Raw genomic sequence first — 19,107 nt, 5'->3', positions numbered from 1 at the left:
GCGGCTGAGCCTGCCGCACACATAGGGGATATACGAATAACGAATGTTCCGGAACAGGCCGCCACGGCTGCACCGGAAACCGCCGGGAAAAGGAACTGAATGGGCTGGCTTAAGACCCGCGATAACTACAGCGGCCTGTCCCAGGCAGCGAGCCTCGGCATCGCAATCCTGAAGAAGACCAAGCAGAACACCTGGCAGGAACTCCTTGAGGCCATGGAGGCCGGCGATCCGCTGGTCGTGAAGACCTTCCTCGGCCTGGACCTCTCCGACGCCCAGCTGGACGTCATTTCCGCCCATCAGGATGCCCTGAACCTCCTGCGGATCAATCCGGCGGCGACACCTGCCGTATGCCCCAAGTGCGGGCACTTCATTCTCGTCTCGGATTCCGTGCCCTCTAAGTGCATGGTCGGGTCCGGGTGTGAAGGCAAGCCCGCGAAGATCGTGGCTGCGACAGCCGGCAAGGGCCTGCCCCCGGAAGCGCAGGCAGCCAAACCTGCACCGGCGGCCGCCGCGGCGGAACCTGAGGCCGATGACGCCGACGATTTCGACTTCGACGACCCGTTCGCCTAACCGGCAACTCCACTCCAGAAAGAAACAACCATGACCCCGTTCCTTATCGTGGGCGGCGTCGGGCTGGCACTGCTGCTGCTTTCCATGCTGCTCGGTTCCATTTTCGACTTCCTCCACATCCTCGACGGCGCTCTCTCGGGCACCGCGGTCGGATCCGGCCTCACCCTCTTCGGCGCCTCCGGCGTCCTGGTGCTCAGCAACAACGGACCGGCCTGGCTTGCCTACACCCTCGCTGCCGTACTCGGCGCAGGTGCCGTAGCAATCGTCGGAACCATGACCCGGAAGCTGCAGGCCGCATCCGTGCAGGTGCCCTACGAGGTCGTCGGACTGACCGGCGTCACGGTATCGCGCATCACCGGCGCCATGGGTGAAGTCCAGCTGAGCCACCCGCGCGAAATCAACAAGCGCATGGCCTTCTGCGAAGAGATCATTCCCTCCGGCGCCTCAGTCACTGTGACCGAAGTGCACGGCTCCCGCGTGAAGGTCGAAAAGACCGCCGCCTGACCGATCCCGGCCAGAAGAACACACCACCCCAACAGAAAGGCCCCCATGGGCTTCGAAAATACCGGCTCCGTCCTCGCGGTCGTTGCCATCATCGTCGTATTCCTCGCCATCCTTGGCTATGCGGCATCCCGCCTGCGCACCGTTGCACCGGATGAGGTCCTGGTCATTGTGAGGATGGGATCCACCAAGTCAGGCACCGGCGGAGTACGCGACTCCTCCAACGACACCATTGCCTTCGCCGGCAAGGTGCTCGTCCTGCCCGTCGTCCAGCAGGACTTCCGCCTGTCCCTGAAGCAGCGCCAGGTCGAACTGACCGTCACCGGCCCGGACAAGAACTTCATCAACGTCTCCGTCCTGGCCTCGCTGAACTTCAAGCTGGCCGACTCCGAAGCGGACATCCGCAAGTCCGCCCAGCGCTTCCTGACCCACACGGACGCACAGCTGGAGACCTCCATCCAGAACTCGCTGGAAGGCTCCCTGCGCTCGATCATCGGCTCGATGACCGTGCAGGAAATCAACTCGGACCGGGCCAAGTTCATGGACGCCGTCCTGAACACTGCCAAGGCCGAACTGGCCGAGCAGGGCATCCAGGTCGACATCCTGAACATCAAGGACATCAAGACCAACGATAAGGACTACTGGGACAACCTCTCCAAGCCTGAAACCGAGCGTGCCGCCCAGGTCGCCGCAGTTGCAGCATCCGAAGCCAAGCAGATCCGTGAGGCTGCCCGCGTAGCCCAGGAGGAGCAGACCGCCCGCCTGGATAAGGATCTTGCCGTCAAGCAGGCCGCGTTCAAGGCCGAAGAGGACACCCAGCAGGCCATAGCCGACGCTGCAAAGGACCTGGCCAAGGCCCAGCAGGACGTGGAAATCGCCCGTCTGCAGCGCGCTGCCCTCGTCGAGGAAGCCCTTGTCCAGGAGCAGAAGCTGGACATCAGCGAGAAGAAGCCGGCCGACGCCGCGGCGTACGCTGCACGCGTCCATGCCGAGGGCCTGCGTGATGCTGCCAAGGCTGACACTGAAGGCCGCGCCTTCGAGAAGAGGACCATGGCCGAGGCCGAAAAGGCTGCGACCGTACTGGAAGCTTCCGCCCGTGCCGAATCCCTGGAGCTCGAGGCAACTGCCGAAGCCAAGGCCGTTGAGCTGAAGGGTGAAGCCGAAGGCAAGTCCATCAAGGCGATCGGTACTGCAAACGCTGAGGCTGAAAAGGCCAAGGCAGACGCCCTCGCCGGCTACACGGAAGAGGCCATCGCCTACATCCTGGCTGACCACATGCCTTCGATTATGGCTGCCAACGCCCGCGCCGTTGCCGGTATCGACAACTACACGGTGATCTCCACGGACGGCGCCTCGGATGCCACCAAGCAGGTCACCCGCATGGGCACCGAAGGTCTGGCTTCCATCAAGGCCATGACCGGAATTGACCTCTCTGCACTCCTTGGCAACCTTGCCGGTGGGGCCATTGCAGGAAACGCGGCAGTGTCCGCAGCGGATACCCCGGAGCAGGCCAAGGCCGCCTAGCTTCATTGAGGCCGGGCCCCCGTCACGAGATCTGCGGCGGGGGCTTTTCCATGCCCGGGGCAGTACCCAAAAATCACCGATTATGTGATCTGCATCACAAATAGCCTTTTTGCTGCGCGTTTTTGAAAACAGCCGCACACAGAACGGGCATGAGCATTGATACAGCAACGGCAGCCGGTAAGACCAACTTCGCACGGGTCCCCGAGGGCGTACCCGCAGGCGGCCAGTTCGCCGCCACCACACACGCAGAGCCTTCGCTCACCCTCTCCCTCGAGTCTTACGGGTTGTCGGCCGAAGCCATCCTGAAGCAGGCTTCGGACTCCGCCCGCTACTGGCAGGCCCGCATGGGCCAGAAGGCCAAGTCCAACACCGTGGACGCGGACGACATCACCCAGGAGACGGTCCTGATCACCCTCAAGGCCATCCAGGAACGCAAGAACATCGAAAACCTCCGGGGCTGGGTGAACCGCACTGCCCGGAACTTCACCTCCCAGAGCACCCAGACCGTCTTCCGCGCTGAAGACCGCGTTGCCTACCGGCTGTTCGAAGAGAAGTGCCAGGAAATCATCAACCGCGAGCAGCGCATGCCCACCGTTGCTGAGGAAAAAGCCATCGAGCAGGAAATCTTCGACACCTGGCACGACCCCCGCCACAAGCCGTCCAAGGCCTTCCGAATCGCAACCACCGTCGAGCGCTCCCTTGACGCCAACACTTCCGAGGACGAAATGTCCGGCTCCATGGGCGCCAGCCTCGTCGCCGTCGAACAGATGGCCAATGTCCCCGTGGACTCCTACATGGACCGCGCCTTCGATGCACTGGACGAAAAGGGCGTGGCCAGCAAGGCAAAGGCCCGCCGTCTGGCATGGAACGCCCTGGCCGAAGGCACCGGAGTACCGCTGTCGCGTGAGGCATCCCTGTCCCAGCGCCACGTCACCCGCCACCGCTCGGTGATGAGCAAGCACGAGGGCGGCATCATGGCTGCCTGCAACGACTGGGCACAGGGCAACGACAACGCTGCCACCGAAGCCCTGTTCGCACCGTTCGGCGAAGACCTCGACGTCGAGCAGCAGGAAAAGGTCGTCGACATGCTCGAACGCCTCGGCGCCGAGAAGGCACAGCCCATGTGGGAATCGGCCATCTCGTACGCGAACAACAAGCACGCCGAGAAGTAAGGGCCCCTGCGGTGAACCCGAATCGCGTCCCCGTGGGGGTCCCGACTGGCGGCCAGTTCGCCGCATCAACCCACGGTGAACCCCTTGTCCGTATCGCCCCGGCCGCCGGCTTCCCCGATCTGCGGGAGGCCGGCCTGGCCGAGGTCCGCGTGCTTGCACGCAGCTCCGACCCGCTTGTCCGGGCAGAGGTCACCTCAAGTCCCGTCGTCCCCGACGACGTCCTGGAAGAACTGTCCGCCCGCGACCAGCCGGCAGCAGTACGCCTGGCAGTGGTCAACACCGGCTACGCGGGAACTGCCGACCGTGCCGCCGAGGACCCGAACCCCATCGTCCGCGCTTCCGCCTTCTCCAGCTGGGACCTGTCCGAAACCGGGCGGCGCCGTCTGGCCGGAGACAGCGAAGTCCAGCGGTTCATGAACCTGATCGCTGCGTAAACCGGCTGACCGCCCGCCGTCTACGCATGTGAATTAGCAGAACTACCGACCACGGGCCCGCGGCCGGAGAACAAGAGGAGCTTCCTCTAAGAAAGGCAGGAAATGATCCCCATCACCACGGCCGCCCCGATGGCGTCCACGGTCAACCTAAAGGGCGGCTGGGAGACCTTCTGGGACGCCATCACGGCCGGCTTCCCCACCATCACCAACATGATGACGATCATCGGCGTCATCCTCGTTGTCTTCGCGCTCCTGAAGTGGGCGTGGGACCGTCGCCGCGGCGGCGGCATGGGCCAGGGCGCGCAGCCGCTCTGGGGTGCACTGATCCCCGGCGCCATCCTGGCAGCCCCGGACATGCTCTTCCCCATCCTGCTCGGAATCCTGGACCTCGTGATCAACGTGGTCATCTCGCTGATCAACGCAGCGACTCCCTAGCAGCCGACCGGCGTAGGCCTGGTCACCCAGGCTGAATAAACCCTTGAGCCGGGGCCATCGCGCCCCGGCTCAGGCATGAAAGGGATCCAGCACCATGTCAGCCGTCAATTCCCTGTACTCCCTGACGCCTATGACCGGCCGCACGTCCGGCGCCGACCGAACCACGGTCATCGGAACGGTGGAAATGAAGTGGCGGACCTTCTGGATCGCCATATTCGCCATGGTTCCCGGCGGCATCCTCACCGCAGTCTTCTACCCGATGATCGACGGGTATTCCTTCCTGTGGATCGCAATCACCGAGGGGCTGGCCTTCTACCTCATTGAACGGCGCTCCAAAGAGGGTCTGAGGCTGCGGACCTACCAGGCCTTCTTCGACAAAAAGAGATCGAACGTCAACGAGTTCTACCTGTGCGGTCAGCGCATTGACGTCGCCGGAGAAGAGTTCGGCACCGTCCGTCAGATCACCGCCCCGGTCGACCGGGGGAAAGCCTCCCGCAAGACCGAATTCACGACATTCGAAGATTTCGAGGAATCCCTCCGATGAACAAAAGCATCCTTGCCAGGGTGTTCTCCGCGCTCCTGCTGCTCGGCGTCCTGACCTTCGGGTTTGCGCCGGCGGCAAACGCAGCGGCGATCCCCGCGGCCTCAACTCCTGCCTCCATTCAGCTGCCTGCCGTCATCGACGGAGCGGGCGCACCAAATTCAGCCAAGTCCGTCTGTGGAACTACTGCCGGCGGAACCTCGAGCGCAGCCAGCAACGACCTGCTTCCGGTGAACCGCTGGGCCGACGCAACCTCGTCCATGCACTCCCGGCTGGACAACACCTTCCTGTCGGACACCGCAGAGCTCATGCAGCGCCACTCGATCATTTCCACCGGCATGTCTTCCGGTAACTTCATGTGGTCCCTGGGCACCGGCATGTCCGCATTCGCCATCAACTTCTGCATGCTCGACAAGATGGGCGGCGCAGCGGACTCCGTAGTCGCCACCATCGGCAACGCCGTCATGGATTCAGCCCTGCTCACCGGCATGGTCGTCCTGTCGATCGTCATTCTGCTCTTCAAGGGCCGCAAGAGCGGTCAGATGCCATGGAAAGCCATTGCCCAGAAGGGCGTCGTCATCGGCCTGCTTGCAGCAATGACGGCCGGAGCCATGGCTTCGACCGGCGGCGGCAAGAGCGGATCCAGCGAACAGCCCTACTCCGAAGCAGCCCAGAACCAGCCGTACGTCCCGGGCGTCATGTCGCCGGGCTGGATCGTGACCACCATGAACCGGACAATCTCCTCTCTCGCTTCGGCCCCGGCCGGCGCACTGGTGCTCTCCACCACCAATGCAGGGCAGATGAACCAGGCGAACCTGCTCTCCTGCGACAACTACCTCCTGTCGCTGAAGATGGGCTACAAGAACGCCTACGCCGACACTGCCGAGTCCCTTGCCTCCGGCGTACCACTGATCCTGTCCTCCCTGTGGGAAACCACCGGCCTGCAGACCTGGCGCACCGCCCAGTTCGGTAACGCCGGACAGGGAGCCAACCGGCTCGATGAGAACTCATGGTGCCGTCTGCTTGAGTGGAACGCAGGATCCCGGGTCATGAGCACCACCGAAGATATGGACCGGGGTGCCGACAACTCGGCCTCCACGGTGCGCGCCACAATGAACCGCATCATGCCGGCCGACCGGGCCATCAAGAACTTCAACTACAGCCAGATCGCCTTCGTCCCCGGATCCAAGGCCGATACGGATAAGTCCCTTGTTGCCTGGGCCACCTGCCGGTTTGCGAACAGCGACGGCGGCGGCAGCCTTGAGGAAGCGAGTTCGTGGAAGATTGCGGATCCTTTCGCCAAGGGTGACAAGGACAAGAAGGCCGATGCAGGCAACTGCGCATCGTGGTTCACCAGCGACTCCGACGGGGCCGGCGCCTTCAACTGGGACTCCAGCCAGGACAAGGTCCAGGAACGCACCACGGGTACCGGATACGGCAACGACGGCGCTGCACTGGACGTGCGTGACTTCATCCTCACCCTCCACGGCAACTCCAACGCACAGGGCATGACCGCGGTCTTCGCCTACAACATCTCGGCACTGGCAATGCTGGCCGTTTTCGGCCTCCTGGCCATCTCGATCATCATCGCCAAGGTCGCCATGGTCGTCATGATCATTACCGGCGTCTTCATGGTCATCATGGCCCTGATGCCCAACGCCGGTTTCGACAAGTTCGGCAACTACCTCAAGACTCTGGTGGGCATCAACATCTTCACCTTCGCGATCCAGCTGCTGTTCGCGCTGATCTCGATCATCACTCTGATGCTGCAGAACCTGGGTAACTCGTTCCTGGGCGGTGCAACGTCGCTGGTGGCTATCTTCTGGTCGGGCCTGTCGCCGCTGATCGCCGTGTACCTGCTGCACATGATGTTCACCAAGGTGCTCAAGGTTCCCTCACCGTTCAAGCTCTCCGCCGCCATGGCGTGGGGCGGGACGATGGCAGCTGCCGGCGGCGCCGCCGTCGGCGGTGTAGGCGCACTGCTCGACCGCAAGGCCGGCAACGCAGGACGCCGGGCCATGGGCGCAGCCAAGGGCGCAGGCAAGCGCGGCATGAGCACTGTGCTCGGCAAGGCATCCGGAGGCCGCCTGGGCGGAGCCGGATCGACACGCCGCGGCACCGCTGCACCTGCCGGGACCAACGGTACGAAGGCAGCAGGATCTTCCGAATCCATCAACGGCGGAGTGCCCGCTGCACTGTCCGGCAACAAGCGCCGCGGCAAGGGCGGCGAGCAGAACCACATGGTTGCCGGTTCTGATGAGATTCAGAACCGCCTGCTCAACAGCAATGTGCCCAACTCGCAGGTTGCCAAGGGCAAGATGTCCGCCAGCGACCGCCAGATGATGGCCGAGGCAGCCAAGGAAGAACGGGCAGCCGCGAAGCAGTTCCGCGCAGACCAGCGTGCAGAACTTGGGCTCAGCCCCGAGGTCACCCCCGGCGGCCAGGTTGTGGGCGCCCTGTCCAAGACGGTCTCCGGTGCAATGGTTGCCGGGTCTGCACTGGGCAAGGCAGGCACCGCCGGCAAGAAGATCGTTTCGCACCCGATCCAGTCCAGCCGCAACGGTGTCCGGTCCGCAGGTCTTACTGCAGGCGCAGCTGCTATCGCAGCCAAGTCCGCAGTCCAGAAGGCCGGAGCCAGCGCAACAGTCACCCTCGGCAACCTGCAGTCCCACCCGGTCCGGACCTCCGTGGGTCTGGCACGTCGGGCAGGATCAGCGACAGGCGAAGCGGTAACCAAGGTGGCGCGCAGCAAGGCTGTCACCGCAGTCCGCTACTCCAACGCCGTGGACCAGTTCAAGCAGAAGCCGTTCAAGACGACCGCCAAGGTCGCCGGAGCCGGACTCCTGCTCGCTGCCTCCACGCCGGCCCTGGCCATCCCGGCCGTCGCCGCAGGTGCCTGGGCGGCGAAGAAGGGAGCCCAGGAAGCCCACCGCCGGACGCTCGGCCGCAAGACGGTCAACGACCAGATGACCGCCGAGTACCGCCAGGCCATGTGGCACCAGAAGAGCCGGCAGTCCAGGGTCCGCCCTGCGGAAACCCAGCAGGGCCCCGTGGCTCAGCCGGTAAATCCGCCCCCGGCAGCCGAGGTCGAGCCGGTGCCGGCCAGCACCGGCGGCCAGCGGATGGATTAGCCGCACACAGGTAAGGGGCAGGCGATGCGTCAATCGCGTCGCCTGCCCCTTAAACTCACACCAAGCACCCCATCAGCAACATCAGCACCACGCAGCTAAGGAGCCGCACACCTCATGACCACCGAATTCGCCTCGCGGCAGCCGGCCGGGATCCCCGCCGGCGGGCAGTTTGCCTCAACAACCCACTCGGAGTCTCCGGTCCGGCTCTTTGACCGGGGTGACGGAACCTTCCTCAAACCCTCCCCATCAGCGACAGCGGACCATTGCATCGACTTCTGGTCCAGGATTGACGTCCCGGATGTCGTCATCGACCAGGTGGTCTCTGAGTACGCGGTCTTCCGGAACAACGAAATCGTTGAGCGTATCGACGAGGAGATGACTGCCTGGTCGAAGGCTTGGAAGGCTGACGAGCGAAATGCGCCGCCCAAGCGGCCCGGCAAGGATCTGGAGAGGCTGCAGGCGCGGTACCAGGAAGAGTTCGACGCCCGCCAGACAGCCATCAAGCCGCAGATCTACGCAGAACACCCGAACCAGCTCGGAGCTTATGACGTCAGGCAGCTCGTACGGGCAGCACAGATGCGCCGGCATCGCCCTCACGTCTCCAAGTTCCCTGAGGAGATGGAGAAGGTTCTCCGGCACCAGGTTGAGCTCTTCGATGAGACTCTTACTGTCGATCAGATCGAGGATAAGTACCGCCTGTCCAAGGTAGGCCATGCAATGGATTCCATTTTCCCGCCGAAGCCGAACCCGGAGGTCCAGGAGGCCCTGGAATACCTCGAGCGGATCAACGAGAACCTGGTTCACCAGCGTGTCGAGATGACCTACTAGCCGTTCATCTCCCCGGATAACAGGAAGGGCCCCGCCGATGTGGCGGGGCCCTTCTTTGCTGCCTGAGCAGGTGCGGCTCTGCTTATCCTTCTCCGGGACCGATCGTGGACATGAGCCAGGTTCCGTCGGGCTGGATCTGCATCAGGCCGTTGAAGCGGTTGCCGCCGTCGGCGTAGATGGCCTGGAAGCTGAGGGTGCCGCCGCCTTCTTCCATGGGGGAGTTGGACCGCAGTGTGTCAGAGGGGATGTTGCGGATGTCGGTGTACCCGAAACTCTTGTACAGCTCATCGGTGACGTAGGGGCGCAGCCGCTTGAGCCACGCTTCCTTGCCGCCCTCGGGGTTGGCCCAGGCCTCGGAGAAGGCATCGGCGTTGACCCGCCAGTCCGTCTCTTCGATGGCCTGCTGGTTGTTTCCTACGTGGATCTCCAGTTCCGGGGTCTCTGAAGGCTGCGGAGTGCTGACATCCGGGCCTCCTGTGCCGTCCTGAGCGCCTTCCGTGGCCTCCGGGCTCCCGGAACCCGTCGGTGAGGCTGTGGGGCCCTCAGGCCCGCCGCCAAGGACTGCAGTCGGAGCAGCAGTCGGCTGGACCGTGGCTGTTTCATCACTGTCCCCGGTACGGGTGACGCCGATATAGACGGCCGCGGCGGCGATCAGGATTACCACGGCAATGATCAGGGCCTTCTCCTTGATGAATGTGAGAACGGGGCTCTGCGGGCTTTCAGCCATGGATCTTCTTCCTTAGTTCAGATGGTTCGAGGGCGGGCTGCAGGGGGAGGGGTGCTCCGAGCCTGCAGCCCGCGGGTTCTACTTGTCGGTGTCGGCTACGTGGATGTAGCCCTGGACTGCTGTGGCATTGATCCGCTGCACCGAGTACGCGTGCTCCTTGGGTGCCGCGTTGTACTGCTCGATGGTGACCGTACCGTCATCGTGCACTTCCTTCACAACTGCCACATGCCCTGCGTAGCCGGTGAAGATGGTGTCCTGCCATCCCGGGCCCCACCAGGCGATGGCACCGGCCTTGGGGATGTCGTCAGTGACGTATCCGGCGCCGGCGAGGTTCGAGCTCCACTCCGCTGCGTTCCCGAACAGAGCCACGCCCATCTTGGACGGCGTGAACGGGTAGTCCTGACCCTTCTCCCAGCCCATCTGCTGGTTCATGCGCCAGGCCACGAAGGATACGCATTCACGCTTGTACAGGCTCCACGGGTCGGCGCCGGGATCCGCGGACCCTTCGCACCAGGCGCAGTCGCCCACCGGGTTCTTGTACGGATAGTCATCGCCCTCGCCGCCGTCGCCGACTGCGATGCCGTGCGCGCCGCCGGTGGCACAGGCCGGGCCGGCACCTTCAACGGGCTCGTAGACGTAGTCGCCGCCGGTGCCGGGCATCTGGGTGACGGAAACGTGCACGTGGTCGTTATGCAGCGTCGTGTCGTTCCAGTTGCCCGCGTACATGCCGCCGTAGCCGCCGGTGGAATACGGCTTCCAGCCCTCGATCGGGCCGAGCCAGATGCGGTCCTGCCAGATGATGTAGTCGATGCCGAACGCTTCGTCGTTCTTGATGAGGAAGTCGGCAATGGTGTCCCCGGCCTTGTCGCCGGCAGGGGACTGGTAGTCCCTGATCATCACGTCCACGGCCCGGCCGGTGAGGTGGTCCAGGGTTCCGCCGAGGTCATAGAAGGTTTCGACCCCGTCGGCGTACTTGTCCTTGATGGCGGCCTCGACAGCCCGGGTGTTGGGGTGGGCATCGGGGTTGACCACCAGCTTGTTCGGGGTGCCGGCTCCCTCGTCGCTGTCTTCGTGAGGATCCTTGAAGGAACCGCCGGTGGGCTTCAGGTCCTTCACCAGCTGGCGGGCCATGTCCTCCCATTTGGCGTAGGCATCAGGGAAGGCGGAAACCTGCACGGCCTGGGCGGCGTTGCTGACCGGCATGGTCTCCCAGTCGGGGATGGTCTTGAGGCGTTCCAGGAACATGTCGGCGGACTTGCCGATGTTCATGGCGTCTTCGACGGTGCCCCAGGAGTACTGGTTGCCGTTCACCTGCTGCTGGAACGGGCCTACCGAGTAGCCGTCCTGGCCCTTGGCGGTCTTGTCATCGGTCAGGGCTTCGGATCCCGGAACCCTGATGTTCCACCAGTTGCGCAGGGTGCTCTCCTGCATGGCGGTAGCCAGGGCGATGACGGCTGCCTGCTCGGACATGCCCTTCTTTGCGACCTGGTTGATGATCTGCTGGGCGATCAGCTTCTGCTTCTCGTTCAGCTCAACGCTCGTCTGTCCGCCGAGCTTCACCGGCTCCGTCGTGCACTGCTGGGTCTGCCCGGTGGCCCAGGTGTAGGCGAGGTCGAAGATCTTCTCCGAGATGTCAGGGTTGCCCTTGATGGGAAGCGTCCTCAGGGCGATGAGGTACTGCTCCTTGACGGCGTCGTGGGCCGCCAGCATTTCGTCCTCTTCGGAGAGCTTGCGTCCGGGCCCGTCCGTGTCGGTGCCGCGGACGTCCATCACACCTGCGTCCAGGGCGGGGTTGTCCAGGGTGTCGACCGTCAGCTCGCTGGCATCGGAGAGCTTGGAGGCGAGGTAGTTGCCTGCCTTGGTGAGGTCCCCTGCGTCCTCTTCGGAGATACCTCCGTCGACCTTGTCCATGTCGATGCCGTAGGGGCCGACACCCTTGCCCGCGGTGCGGTTCTCGGCCATGGTGGCAATGGCTGCCATGACCTCCCACCTGACGGCGTACTTCTCGGCGGAGTCACTGATGGTCGCAAACTTGTCTTCGTCGGCTACATCGCTCATGCCTGCCTGGATTGCCGAAGACGCGTGGCCGGCGTTCACCGCACTGTTGTCGTTGGACCCGGTGTTGAGCATCGAAATGATCATCACGGTGACAATCAGGATGGCCACGACAGGGATGAGGGCGGCAAACATGATGCCCTTGCGGCCCGTCTTGGTCTTCAGGGCGGCTTCGGCCACACCCTTCGCAGCACCAGCAGCACCGCCGGTAGCTGCGCCCTTGGCGACAAGGAGGGCAGCCTGCATTCCGTCGGCTTTGGCCTGATCGGCGTTGGTGGGTGCTCCGGAAGGATTCGGATGCTGGGGGTCAGGTGTGCTCATGCCAGGGGACATGCGCAGATTTACCGGTCCCGGGGCTCCAGAGGCGCCCGGGGGCATGGCGGGGGCACAGTTACGGCCAGTCCCTGGGCGCGGTAGCGGCGCACTTCATCAGCCCAGGTGATTCCCAGCCCGCCGGCCGCTGCCAGCGTGTCGAACTGATCGGCCCACGTCATGCCTGCAGGCTGGAGTTCTTCGAGGCGGACAGGGCAGGGGGAGAGGGTGTCCGTGAGCGTGTATTCCCCGCCGGAGCGGACGAGGACGTTCCAGTAGCCGTCACCGAGGTAGATGCCGTAACCGGACGGGCCGGTCACCTGCCACAGCTGGCCGTGGGCGGGCAGGCGGGTCATCGCTGGCTGAACCGCTCTCCGGCTTTGGTGTTCAGGCCTGCGGCGAAGTATTTGCGGCGCCGGGATTCCAGGCGCATCGTCTCCCACGCACCGGGGACCTTCGCCCCCTTGGAAAGGTTGCACTTCACGCAGGCCGCAACGAAGTTCGCCATGGAGGTGGATCCGCCCTTGGACCACGGGTACCAGTGATCTCCATGATGGGCCGGCCGCCGGCATCGCCTGAACATGGTGCCCAGCTCGCATTGTCCGCCGGCGCGGTCAAAACCTTCGCGGCGCTGGCTGGCGGAGAAGAGCCGTGTGGGATCCTTCGGGCCGGGACGCCTGCGCGAGAGCGCGCTGAGGATGCCGAAGGCAACCAGGATCGCTGCAATGAAAAGGACAGGGGCGGGGACGGCGTCCAGGACCCCGTGGAGCACGCCCTGAATGTCGAACGTGAAGCTGCCCGGGTCGGGCATGGCTACGGCTGGGACGTGGAGCATCGAGTTCTTTTCCGGCAGGGGGGAAGGGTCACCGGGGGACATGCGTAGACAAAGAAAAGCCCCGCACAGTCCACGGGGGACCGGCGGGGCTTTCCTTTATGACGGACTAGAAGTCGTCGTCATCATCGTCGTTGTCTTCGGCGACGGGCTTGGCCTTCGGCTTGGCCGGAGCCTTCTTGGCGGCAGGCTTTGCGGCCGGAGTTTCGGACTCTTCCTCGTCAGCGAAGGAATCGACCGTCTTGCGTGCGCCGCCACCGGCCTTGGAGACCTCGGCAGTCTGCCAGCGCAGTGCCGGGCCGACTTCCTGGGCGGTGAAGCCGATCATGGTGATGGACTTGTCCTCGCCGTCGATCTGGACTTCCTTGTCGTAGGTCTTCAGGCGGGCAATCACGGTCACGCGCTGGCCCTTCTTCAGGGAAGCGGCCATGTTCTCGGCGGTGGAGCCGAAAGCGGTGAACGGGATGAAGTGGGTAACTTCCTTGTCGCGGTCGCCGCCCGGGTTCTCGTTGATGGCGACCTTGAAGTTCAGGCGCGGGGTGCCGGACTTGGTTTCGGTGATCAGCTTGAGATCGGTGACCAGGTTGCCGGTGAAGGGGAGGTTGTACAAGGTGGTGCCTTTCGTCGGCCCATAGGGGCTGTGTCAGAACCGGAGGTGGTTCCGGGTCTGTTTGTTTCTATGCGTGCCGGGAGCTGACGGCTGTCAGGTTCCGCAGGCGACGCCTGGTACTGCTGGTCGGGGGCCTAAAACGGAGGCTTCCCTTCCTTACTTCCTATGTGTGCGGCATGAGGGAGAACTCTCACCGCCACCAGGAAAATCTTTGGGATCAGATGCGGCTGACGCCTGCGCCGAGACGGCCGTTGTTCACGAGGGTGAGGATGTCCTCACGGACCTTGGCCACGATGTCTTCCTTGGATGTCTGCGTTGCAGTGGCCAGGAAGTCGGTGAGGATGAGGGAGACGTCCAGAAGGCCCATGACCAGCTCACGGGGATCGGTGCAGTCGACGATTGCGTCCATCGCGGTGAAGTCGCGCTGCTGGAAGCACTCCATCGCAGCAAGTGCAGCAAGGAGGGTGTCTGCCTGCGGCTGCGTGTCTGCGTGTGCCTGCTTGGATCCATCGGCGGAGGTCATCGGGGTCTTCCTTCGTGTCGGCGCCGGACCCGGCCGGTGTTCCCGGTCCGGGTCCTTCGCATCTGTGTCTGTGCGGTCCGGGTTGTCCCGGACCTCTCATTCACCTATGTGTGCGGCAACGTGAAGGTCTGTGCGCAGGGGCCTGTCAGCCGGCCAGGCGCTGCTCGTCCGTGGCCGCCGCGGCGGACGCGATGTCCGTCTTCAGGCGGGACCAGACGTACTTGAGCTTGGACTTCTCGCTGCGGATCGTCTCCCACTCGGATTCGTCGGCGTCGCGGGCATACTCTGCAGCTTCGGCCGGATCCACGGTCCCGCCCTCGGTGACCATGAAGATCGTTTCCCCGGATGCCGGCTGGCAGCGGTAGATCTGGCCGGCCTCGGTGGAAGTGTCACCGGGCAGCCCCTCGGTGGCGTGGCTCTTGAGCACTGCAGTGTTGCCGAAGAGGACCTCCCCGACCATTGAGGATTCGTACTCCTCGCAGAGGATCGCCACGACGTCCCCGCCCTTGCGTTCACGGTGCTCACGGATGGAGACCACCGGCGCCAGGACAGGAGCCTCAGCTGCACGTTCGGCAGAGGGGGAGGGAGCTGCAGCCGGGGCTGCGTCCTTCGTGTCTGCTTTGCGGCGGCGTTCCGGTTCCGGTGCGGGGCCGGAGCGCAGCTGGCGGTACTTGGCAGCGAAGTCGATCACCGGGGCGGGCAGCGTGATTTCAGGTTCCGTGCCCGAGTCGATGGGCCATACTTCGTTGATGGAAAGCTCCTTGGTGGTAATGGTTTCCTGGGTTTCGGCTTCCTCGTCGCCGATGACGGTGACCCGGACGTTGACCTTGCCGGAGACAGCTACGACGTCGCCGACCTTCGGGACGATTCCCTGGCGACGAAGCCGGGAGAGGGAGAAGTCCCAGATGACCCCGTTGAGGGTGGTCTTGGATGATTCGAGGGAGAAGTTGGCCCGGCGTCCGCCGGAGTAACCCTTTTCCTCCCAGGAGGAGATGACGCCGACGGTCAGCACGGGTTCGCCGTTGCCGTCCGCGATCCGGTGCAGCGGGGTGACGCGGCCGCCGCCCGGTGCCTTCCAAGCCTTGAGCTCATCCTTGAGGGAGTTCAGCGGGTGGATACCCAGGCTGGTGCCGATCCGTGCACGCTGGCGTGCCGAGCACTCCACGTCCGACCATTCAGCATCCAGAGGTTCCTGGCCGCCCGTGCGGGCCGCACGCAGCACCATGATCTGCCCAAGCCGCGGCCCGAAGCCGTCCAGTGCACCGGCCTCGATGAGCGCCTGCACTGCGCTGACCGGGATGCGGCTGAATCCTGTGCCGTTGTCGGCAGGGACCCGGACGCGCTTGAGCAGGTCGGCCATGTCCTTGAACGGACCGTTCGCTTCACGCTCGGCCACGATGTACTGGCCGGCGTCGCCGACACCCTTGACCTCGCTGAGCCCGATGGCCACGGCGCCGCCGACGGGGGCGGTGCGTGCCATGGCAAGGTTCACGTCCGGAGCCATGACCTGGATGCCGTCCTCACGCAGTGACGTGAGGGCGGTCTGGCGCTTGTCGTCCTTGTCGGCCACGGCCAGGATCGCCGCAGCGTATTCCACGGGCCAGCCGGCCTTCAGATATGCGGTGTAGTAGGCGAGCATGCCGTAGGCAGCCGAGTGGGAGGCGTTGAACAGATAGGAGGCGGCACCGGAGATGAAGTCCCAGAGCTTCTGGGCTGTCACGGCGGAGAACACCGGGGAAATGACGTTGCCGTCCTCGTCCCGGAATTCCTGGGTGGCGCCTTCGGTCCACATGGTGAGGCAGGCATCCATCTCGGACTGCTTCTTCTTGCCCATGGCCTTGCGCAGGCGGGAACGCTGGGCAGCGTTGAAGCCGGAAACGACCGTGGACAGGCGCATGATCGTTTCCTGATAGATGGCCATGCCGTACGTTCCGCCCAGCACGCCGTCGATCCATTCGGTTTCCACCGGATCGTGGGTGAAGTCGGTGTAGGACACAGGCTCCAGTCCTGCCTTACGGCGGGCGTAAGAGGTGTGCATGCCCGCCTTCAGGGGGCCCGGGCGGAACAGGGCGACGATGGCGGAAATGTCGTCGAGGGTTTCCGGCTCCACTTCCTGTGCGGTACGGATCATGCCGCCGGACTCCATCTGGAAGACACCGCCGGTGCGGCCCTGCGCCAGCAGGTTGTAGGCACCCTGGACAATCGCATTGCCCTTGGTGTTCGGGTGCGGGATTTCCTCCATGGTGAACCGGTTGCCGGTCGTCCGGGCGGTGAAGTCCAGCGCGGTGGAGGCAATGTCGAGGTTGGTCAGGCCCAGGATGTCCATCTTGAGCAGACCGATCTCTTCACAGTCCGGGCCGTCCCAGCAGATCACGCGCGGAGCTTCGGGGTCCGCGGTGGCAGCGTGGGACTTCCAGCGCATCGGCACGATGTCATCGAGCGGTTCGGGGGAAATGATGAACCCGCACGCGTGGATGGATTCGGTCTTGGTGACGCCTTCGAAGGCGCGCGCCAGATCCAGGATGTCCTGAGCGTCCTGACCGGACTCTGCGACAAGGTTCCGGAACGCTTCCGAGGAGTTGTCCGAGGCGTCGTCGAGCTGGGCGAAGGAGTAGGCCTTGCCGCCGGCGGAGGGGATCAGGTCCGAGAGCTTGTTGCCCAGGCGCTGGATGTCCGCAGCGCGGCGGTTGATCTTCGCGTACGCCTCAGCAGTGATGGAGGCAGCCCTCTTGGAGTCCCCGGCGGCACGGGCAGCCTTGGCTGCGGCGAATACCTCGGGGGCCGGTTCGGAAGGCTTCAGGATACGGGCAGCGTCCTTCACGGCAGCCTTGGACAGGGCCATGCCGAACGTGCCGATGTGGGCCACGCGGTCCTTGCCCCAGCGCACACCGACGAAGACGAATACCTCATTGCGGCGGGCCGCTTCGAAGTCGACGTCGATGTCGGGCATGCCGGCGCGGCCGGGCTCGAGGAAACGCTCGAAGAGCAGGTGGTTCTCCAGCGGATCCACACCGACGATCTTCATGCAGTACGAGGTGGCGGCACCTGCAGCCGAACCGCGGCCGACACCGACGACGATGGGCTTCTTCCGGGTGCGGGTGGCATCGTCCACGGGCTTGCCTGCGTGCAGGTCGACCCAGTCCTGCGGGGTGTAATCCGAACGGGCCCAGGCGATCATGTCCCAGACGATGAGGAAGTAGGCGGGGAAGCCCATGTCGCAGATGATGTCCTCTTCCATCCGCAGGCGTTCCTTCACCTCCGCGGGCAGCGGGCGGCGCTTACCGGTCTCCGGGTCGGTTCCGTAACGCTCTACGGCACCTTCCTTCACAAGGTGGTGCAGGTAGGCGCGCTCGGAGTCGAACCCGGCGGGCACGGGGAACTTGGGCAGGCGCATCTTCGGGTCGGGGATGACCTTGTCGTCGCACAGGTCAGCGACCATCACGGAGTTGGCTACGGCCTGGCGCCATGCGGCGGCGGCCTTCTTGTTCTTGAGGTTGCCCAGCACATCGAGCATTTCCTGCTCGGACTTCAGGTAGTAGTCCGGGGTGCCGTTGAACTTGAAGCGCTTGGGATCATCCAGGGAACGCTTCACGCCCACGGCAAGGAAGCCGTCGTGTGCCTTGGCGTCGCCGGCGTGCTCGTAGTGGCAGTCGTTGGTGGCCACCAGCGGGATGCCGGTTTCCTCCGAGAGGATGCGCAGCTCGCGGAAGGCATGGGTTTCAGCCTTGATGCCGTGGTGCATGACCTCGATGAAGACGTGCTCGCGGCCGACGGCGCCGATGAGGCGGTCCAGGTTGTCGCGGGCATCGGAGCGAAGGCGTGCAGCATCGACGGGGACGCCGGGAAGCTTCGTGATGATCCGGGCCAGGTCCTGCTTGTGCTCGTCACCGGCATCTTCAGCCAGTGCGGGGGTGAAGTTCTTGACGGCTTCGCGGAGCTGGACGATAAGGGCCGCCGGGGTGGTGGTGTCCTTTTCGGCGTTGGAGAGCCGCTGTTTCATGGAGGCGTAGTCGGCCACAGCCGCGGTGATGCGGTCGGCCAGCTCTTCAGAGTCCTCTTCGCCCAGCAGTGCTGCGATTTCGGGGCAGGCAGCTTCGAAGGCTTTGTCGATCGCGCCGGCACGGGCCAGCGGTCCTGCAACCGGTCCGCCGAGGCAGCCGGTGAGGATGATGAGCCCTTCGCCGTGCTCGTCGAGCAGGTCGAAGTCGATCCGGGGCTTGTACCAGTGGGAGTCCTCGGCCTTGTTGTGCAGGGCGAGCAGGGACTTCCACCCGGCCTCGTTGCGGGCCAGGACGGTCAGGTGCATGTACCGCTTGGACTTTTCCTTGCCTTCATCGGCGTCGGAGGCATTGGCGTCATCGTTGGCGACGGTCTCGAAGTTGCGCTCGAAGCGGTTGCCGATGGCCATGTACATTTCGTTGCCGATGATCGGCTTGATGCCGGCCTCAAGGCAGTACTTCTGGAACTTCCAGGCAGCAGCGAGGGAGCCGTGGTCGGTGATGGCCAGGGCTTTCTGTCCGAGTGCGGCAGCGGTACGGGCAACGGACTTTACGCGGGTCAGGCCGTCGAGCTGGCTGTTCTCGGTGTGGTTGTGAAGGTGTACAAAGCCGCTGCCGTCCGGCTGAGGTTCATCAGTCACGTGTCTCCTGCTTTTCTAGCCTGAAAATGGGGTCGGTTGACCCCGGTTCAAAGAGTGGGGGAGGGCGAATGCCCTAGTTGTTCCTATGCGTCCGGACGGCCGACGGCTGTGCCTTGGCCGGTTCCAACGCGTGCATTACCTGGTATCCGGGGCTTTTGGGCCGGCGGCCGGTGATGCTGGAACCTTCATGGTTTCTATGTGTGCGGCAGAGGGCAGAAAAGAACCCGCCCGGCTGAAACCGCTGCCGGGCGGGCCTGTTTTCGTGGTGCCGAG

16 protein-coding genes are annotated in these 19,107 nt (G+C 64.3%); 9 read left to right on the top strand and 7 right to left on the bottom strand.

The window, feature by feature from the left end; translation table 11 throughout:
• The first annotated feature begins 99 nt into the window (after positions 1 to 99).
• The 9 genes from N2K99_RS18185 (at position 100) to N2K99_RS18145 (ending at position 9,136) form a co-directional block, all read left to right on the top strand.
• The gene (locus N2K99_RS18185) at positions 100 to 570 is read left to right on the top strand and encodes a hypothetical protein (protein WP_227934638.1); all 471 of its coding nucleotides are present in this window, start codon (positions 100 to 102) and stop codon (positions 568 to 570) included.
• Between the two features lie 30 nt (positions 571 to 600).
• Positions 601 to 1,074: an NfeD family protein gene (locus N2K99_RS18180; RefSeq protein ID WP_227934637.1), complete on the top strand. Its 474-nt coding sequence runs from the start codon at positions 601 to 603 to the stop codon at positions 1,072 to 1,074.
• A gap of 45 nt (positions 1,075 to 1,119) precedes the next feature.
• A complete protein-coding gene (locus N2K99_RS18175; protein WP_227934636.1) occupies positions 1,120 to 2,595 on the top strand; it encodes a flotillin family protein in 1,476 nt (491 codons plus the stop codon).
• Positions 2,596 to 2,744: 149 nt separating this feature from the next.
• Positions 2,745 to 3,767, top strand: coding sequence for a hypothetical protein (locus tag N2K99_RS18170; RefSeq protein ID WP_227934635.1), 1,023 nt, complete (start codon positions 2,745 to 2,747; stop codon positions 3,765 to 3,767).
• Positions 3,768 to 3,799: 32 nt separating this feature from the next.
• Positions 3,800 to 4,201 carry a hypothetical protein gene (locus tag N2K99_RS18165; RefSeq protein ID WP_227934634.1) on the top strand — a complete coding sequence of 134 codons (402 nt, stop codon included), beginning with the start codon at positions 3,800 to 3,802 and terminating at the stop codon, positions 4,199 to 4,201.
• A gap of 102 nt (positions 4,202 to 4,303) precedes the next feature.
• A complete protein-coding gene (locus N2K99_RS18160) occupies positions 4,304 to 4,636 on the top strand; it encodes a hypothetical protein (protein WP_227934633.1) in 333 nt (110 codons plus the stop codon).
• 94 nt (positions 4,637 to 4,730) lie between these two features.
• The gene (locus N2K99_RS18155) at positions 4,731 to 5,180 is read left to right on the top strand and encodes a hypothetical protein (protein ID WP_227934632.1); all 450 of its coding nucleotides are present in this window, start codon (positions 4,731 to 4,733) and stop codon (positions 5,178 to 5,180) included.
• Positions 5,177 to 8,308, top strand: coding sequence for a hypothetical protein (locus N2K99_RS18150; RefSeq protein WP_227934631.1), 3,132 nt, complete (start codon positions 5,177 to 5,179; stop codon positions 8,306 to 8,308). Before N2K99_RS18155 ends, N2K99_RS18150 begins: the two co-directional genes overlap by 4 nt.
• 114 nt (positions 8,309 to 8,422) lie before the next feature.
• Positions 8,423 to 9,136, top strand: a complete 714-nt coding sequence (locus tag N2K99_RS18145) for a hypothetical protein (RefSeq protein WP_227934630.1) — start codon at positions 8,423 to 8,425, stop codon at positions 9,134 to 9,136.
• 82 nt (positions 9,137 to 9,218) lie between these two features.
• Here the strand turns inward: N2K99_RS18145 and N2K99_RS18140 are convergent, their stop codons facing one another.
• The 7 genes from N2K99_RS18140 to dnaE form a co-directional block, all read right to left on the bottom strand.
• Complete coding sequence (locus N2K99_RS18140; RefSeq protein WP_227934629.1) at positions 9,219 to 9,863, bottom strand: hypothetical protein; 645 nt, start codon at positions 9,861 to 9,863, stop codon at positions 9,219 to 9,221.
• 78 nt (positions 9,864 to 9,941) lie between these two features.
• The gene (locus tag N2K99_RS18135; RefSeq protein WP_227934628.1) at positions 9,942 to 12,239 is read right to left on the bottom strand and encodes a CHAP domain-containing protein; all 2,298 of its coding nucleotides are present in this window, start codon (positions 12,237 to 12,239) and stop codon (positions 9,942 to 9,944) included.
• A 20-nt stretch (positions 12,240 to 12,259) separates the two neighbouring features.
• The gene (locus tag N2K99_RS18130) at positions 12,260 to 12,586 is read right to left on the bottom strand and encodes a hypothetical protein (RefSeq protein ID WP_227934627.1); all 327 of its coding nucleotides are present in this window, start codon (positions 12,584 to 12,586) and stop codon (positions 12,260 to 12,262) included.
• A complete protein-coding gene (locus tag N2K99_RS18125; protein ID WP_227934626.1) occupies positions 12,583 to 13,065 on the bottom strand; it encodes an HNH endonuclease in 483 nt (160 codons plus the stop codon). The genes N2K99_RS18130 and N2K99_RS18125 overlap by 4 nt, the downstream gene beginning before the upstream one ends.
• A 106-nt stretch (positions 13,066 to 13,171) precedes the next feature.
• On the bottom strand, positions 13,172 to 13,672 hold the full coding sequence (locus N2K99_RS18120; protein ID WP_227934625.1) for a single-stranded DNA-binding protein: 501 nt from the start codon (positions 13,670 to 13,672) through the stop codon (positions 13,172 to 13,174).
• 217 nt (positions 13,673 to 13,889) lie between these two features.
• Positions 13,890 to 14,195, bottom strand: coding sequence for a hypothetical protein (locus tag N2K99_RS18115; protein ID WP_227934624.1), 306 nt, complete (start codon positions 14,193 to 14,195; stop codon positions 13,890 to 13,892).
• A 145-nt stretch (positions 14,196 to 14,340) separates the two neighbouring features.
• Positions 14,341 to 18,834: a DNA polymerase III subunit alpha gene (gene dnaE, locus N2K99_RS18110; RefSeq protein WP_227934623.1), complete on the bottom strand. Its 4,494-nt coding sequence runs from the start codon at positions 18,832 to 18,834 to the stop codon at positions 14,341 to 14,343.
• Between the last annotated feature and the right edge of the window lie 273 nt (positions 18,835 to 19,107).

The sequence above is a fragment of the Arthrobacter sp. zg-Y1110 genome, assembly GCF_025244865.1.
Lineage (GTDB): Bacteria > Actinomycetota > Actinomycetes > Actinomycetales > Micrococcaceae > Arthrobacter_B.
This window is presented reverse-complemented; position numbering and strand designations above follow the sequence as displayed.

Excerpts from the sequence above, each read along its gene's own strand:
- N2K99_RS18150 (WP_227934631.1), top strand. The coding sequence starts at position 5,177 with ATGAACAAAAGCATCCTTGCCAGGGTGTTCTCCGCGCTCCTGCTGCTC.
- N2K99_RS18125 (WP_227934626.1), bottom strand. The coding sequence starts at position 13,065 with ATGCTCCACGTCCCAGCCGTAGCCATGCCCGACCCGGGCAGCTTCACG.
- N2K99_RS18140 (WP_227934629.1), bottom strand. The coding sequence starts at position 9,863 with ATGGCTGAAAGCCCGCAGAGCCCCGTTCTCACATTCATCAAGGAGAAG.
- N2K99_RS18180 (WP_227934637.1), top strand. The coding sequence starts at position 601 with ATGACCCCGTTCCTTATCGTGGGCGGCGTCGGGCTGGCACTGCTGCTG.
- N2K99_RS18130 (WP_227934627.1), bottom strand. The coding sequence starts at position 12,586 with ATGACCCGCCTGCCCGCCCACGGCCAGCTGTGGCAGGTGACCGGCCCG.
- N2K99_RS18185 (WP_227934638.1), top strand. The coding sequence starts at position 100 with ATGGGCTGGCTTAAGACCCGCGATAACTACAGCGGCCTGTCCCAGGCA.
- N2K99_RS18175 (WP_227934636.1), top strand. The coding sequence starts at position 1,120 with ATGGGCTTCGAAAATACCGGCTCCGTCCTCGCGGTCGTTGCCATCATC.
- N2K99_RS18145 (WP_227934630.1), top strand. The coding sequence starts at position 8,423 with ATGACCACCGAATTCGCCTCGCGGCAGCCGGCCGGGATCCCCGCCGGC.
- N2K99_RS18155 (WP_227934632.1), top strand. The coding sequence starts at position 4,731 with ATGTCAGCCGTCAATTCCCTGTACTCCCTGACGCCTATGACCGGCCGC.
- N2K99_RS18135 (WP_227934628.1), bottom strand. The coding sequence starts at position 12,239 with ATGAGCACACCTGACCCCCAGCATCCGAATCCTTCCGGAGCACCCACC.
- N2K99_RS18160 (WP_227934633.1), top strand. The coding sequence starts at position 4,304 with ATGATCCCCATCACCACGGCCGCCCCGATGGCGTCCACGGTCAACCTA.
- N2K99_RS18115 (WP_227934624.1), bottom strand. The coding sequence starts at position 14,195 with ATGACCTCCGCCGATGGATCCAAGCAGGCACACGCAGACACGCAGCCG.
- N2K99_RS18170 (WP_227934635.1), top strand. The coding sequence starts at position 2,745 with ATGAGCATTGATACAGCAACGGCAGCCGGTAAGACCAACTTCGCACGG.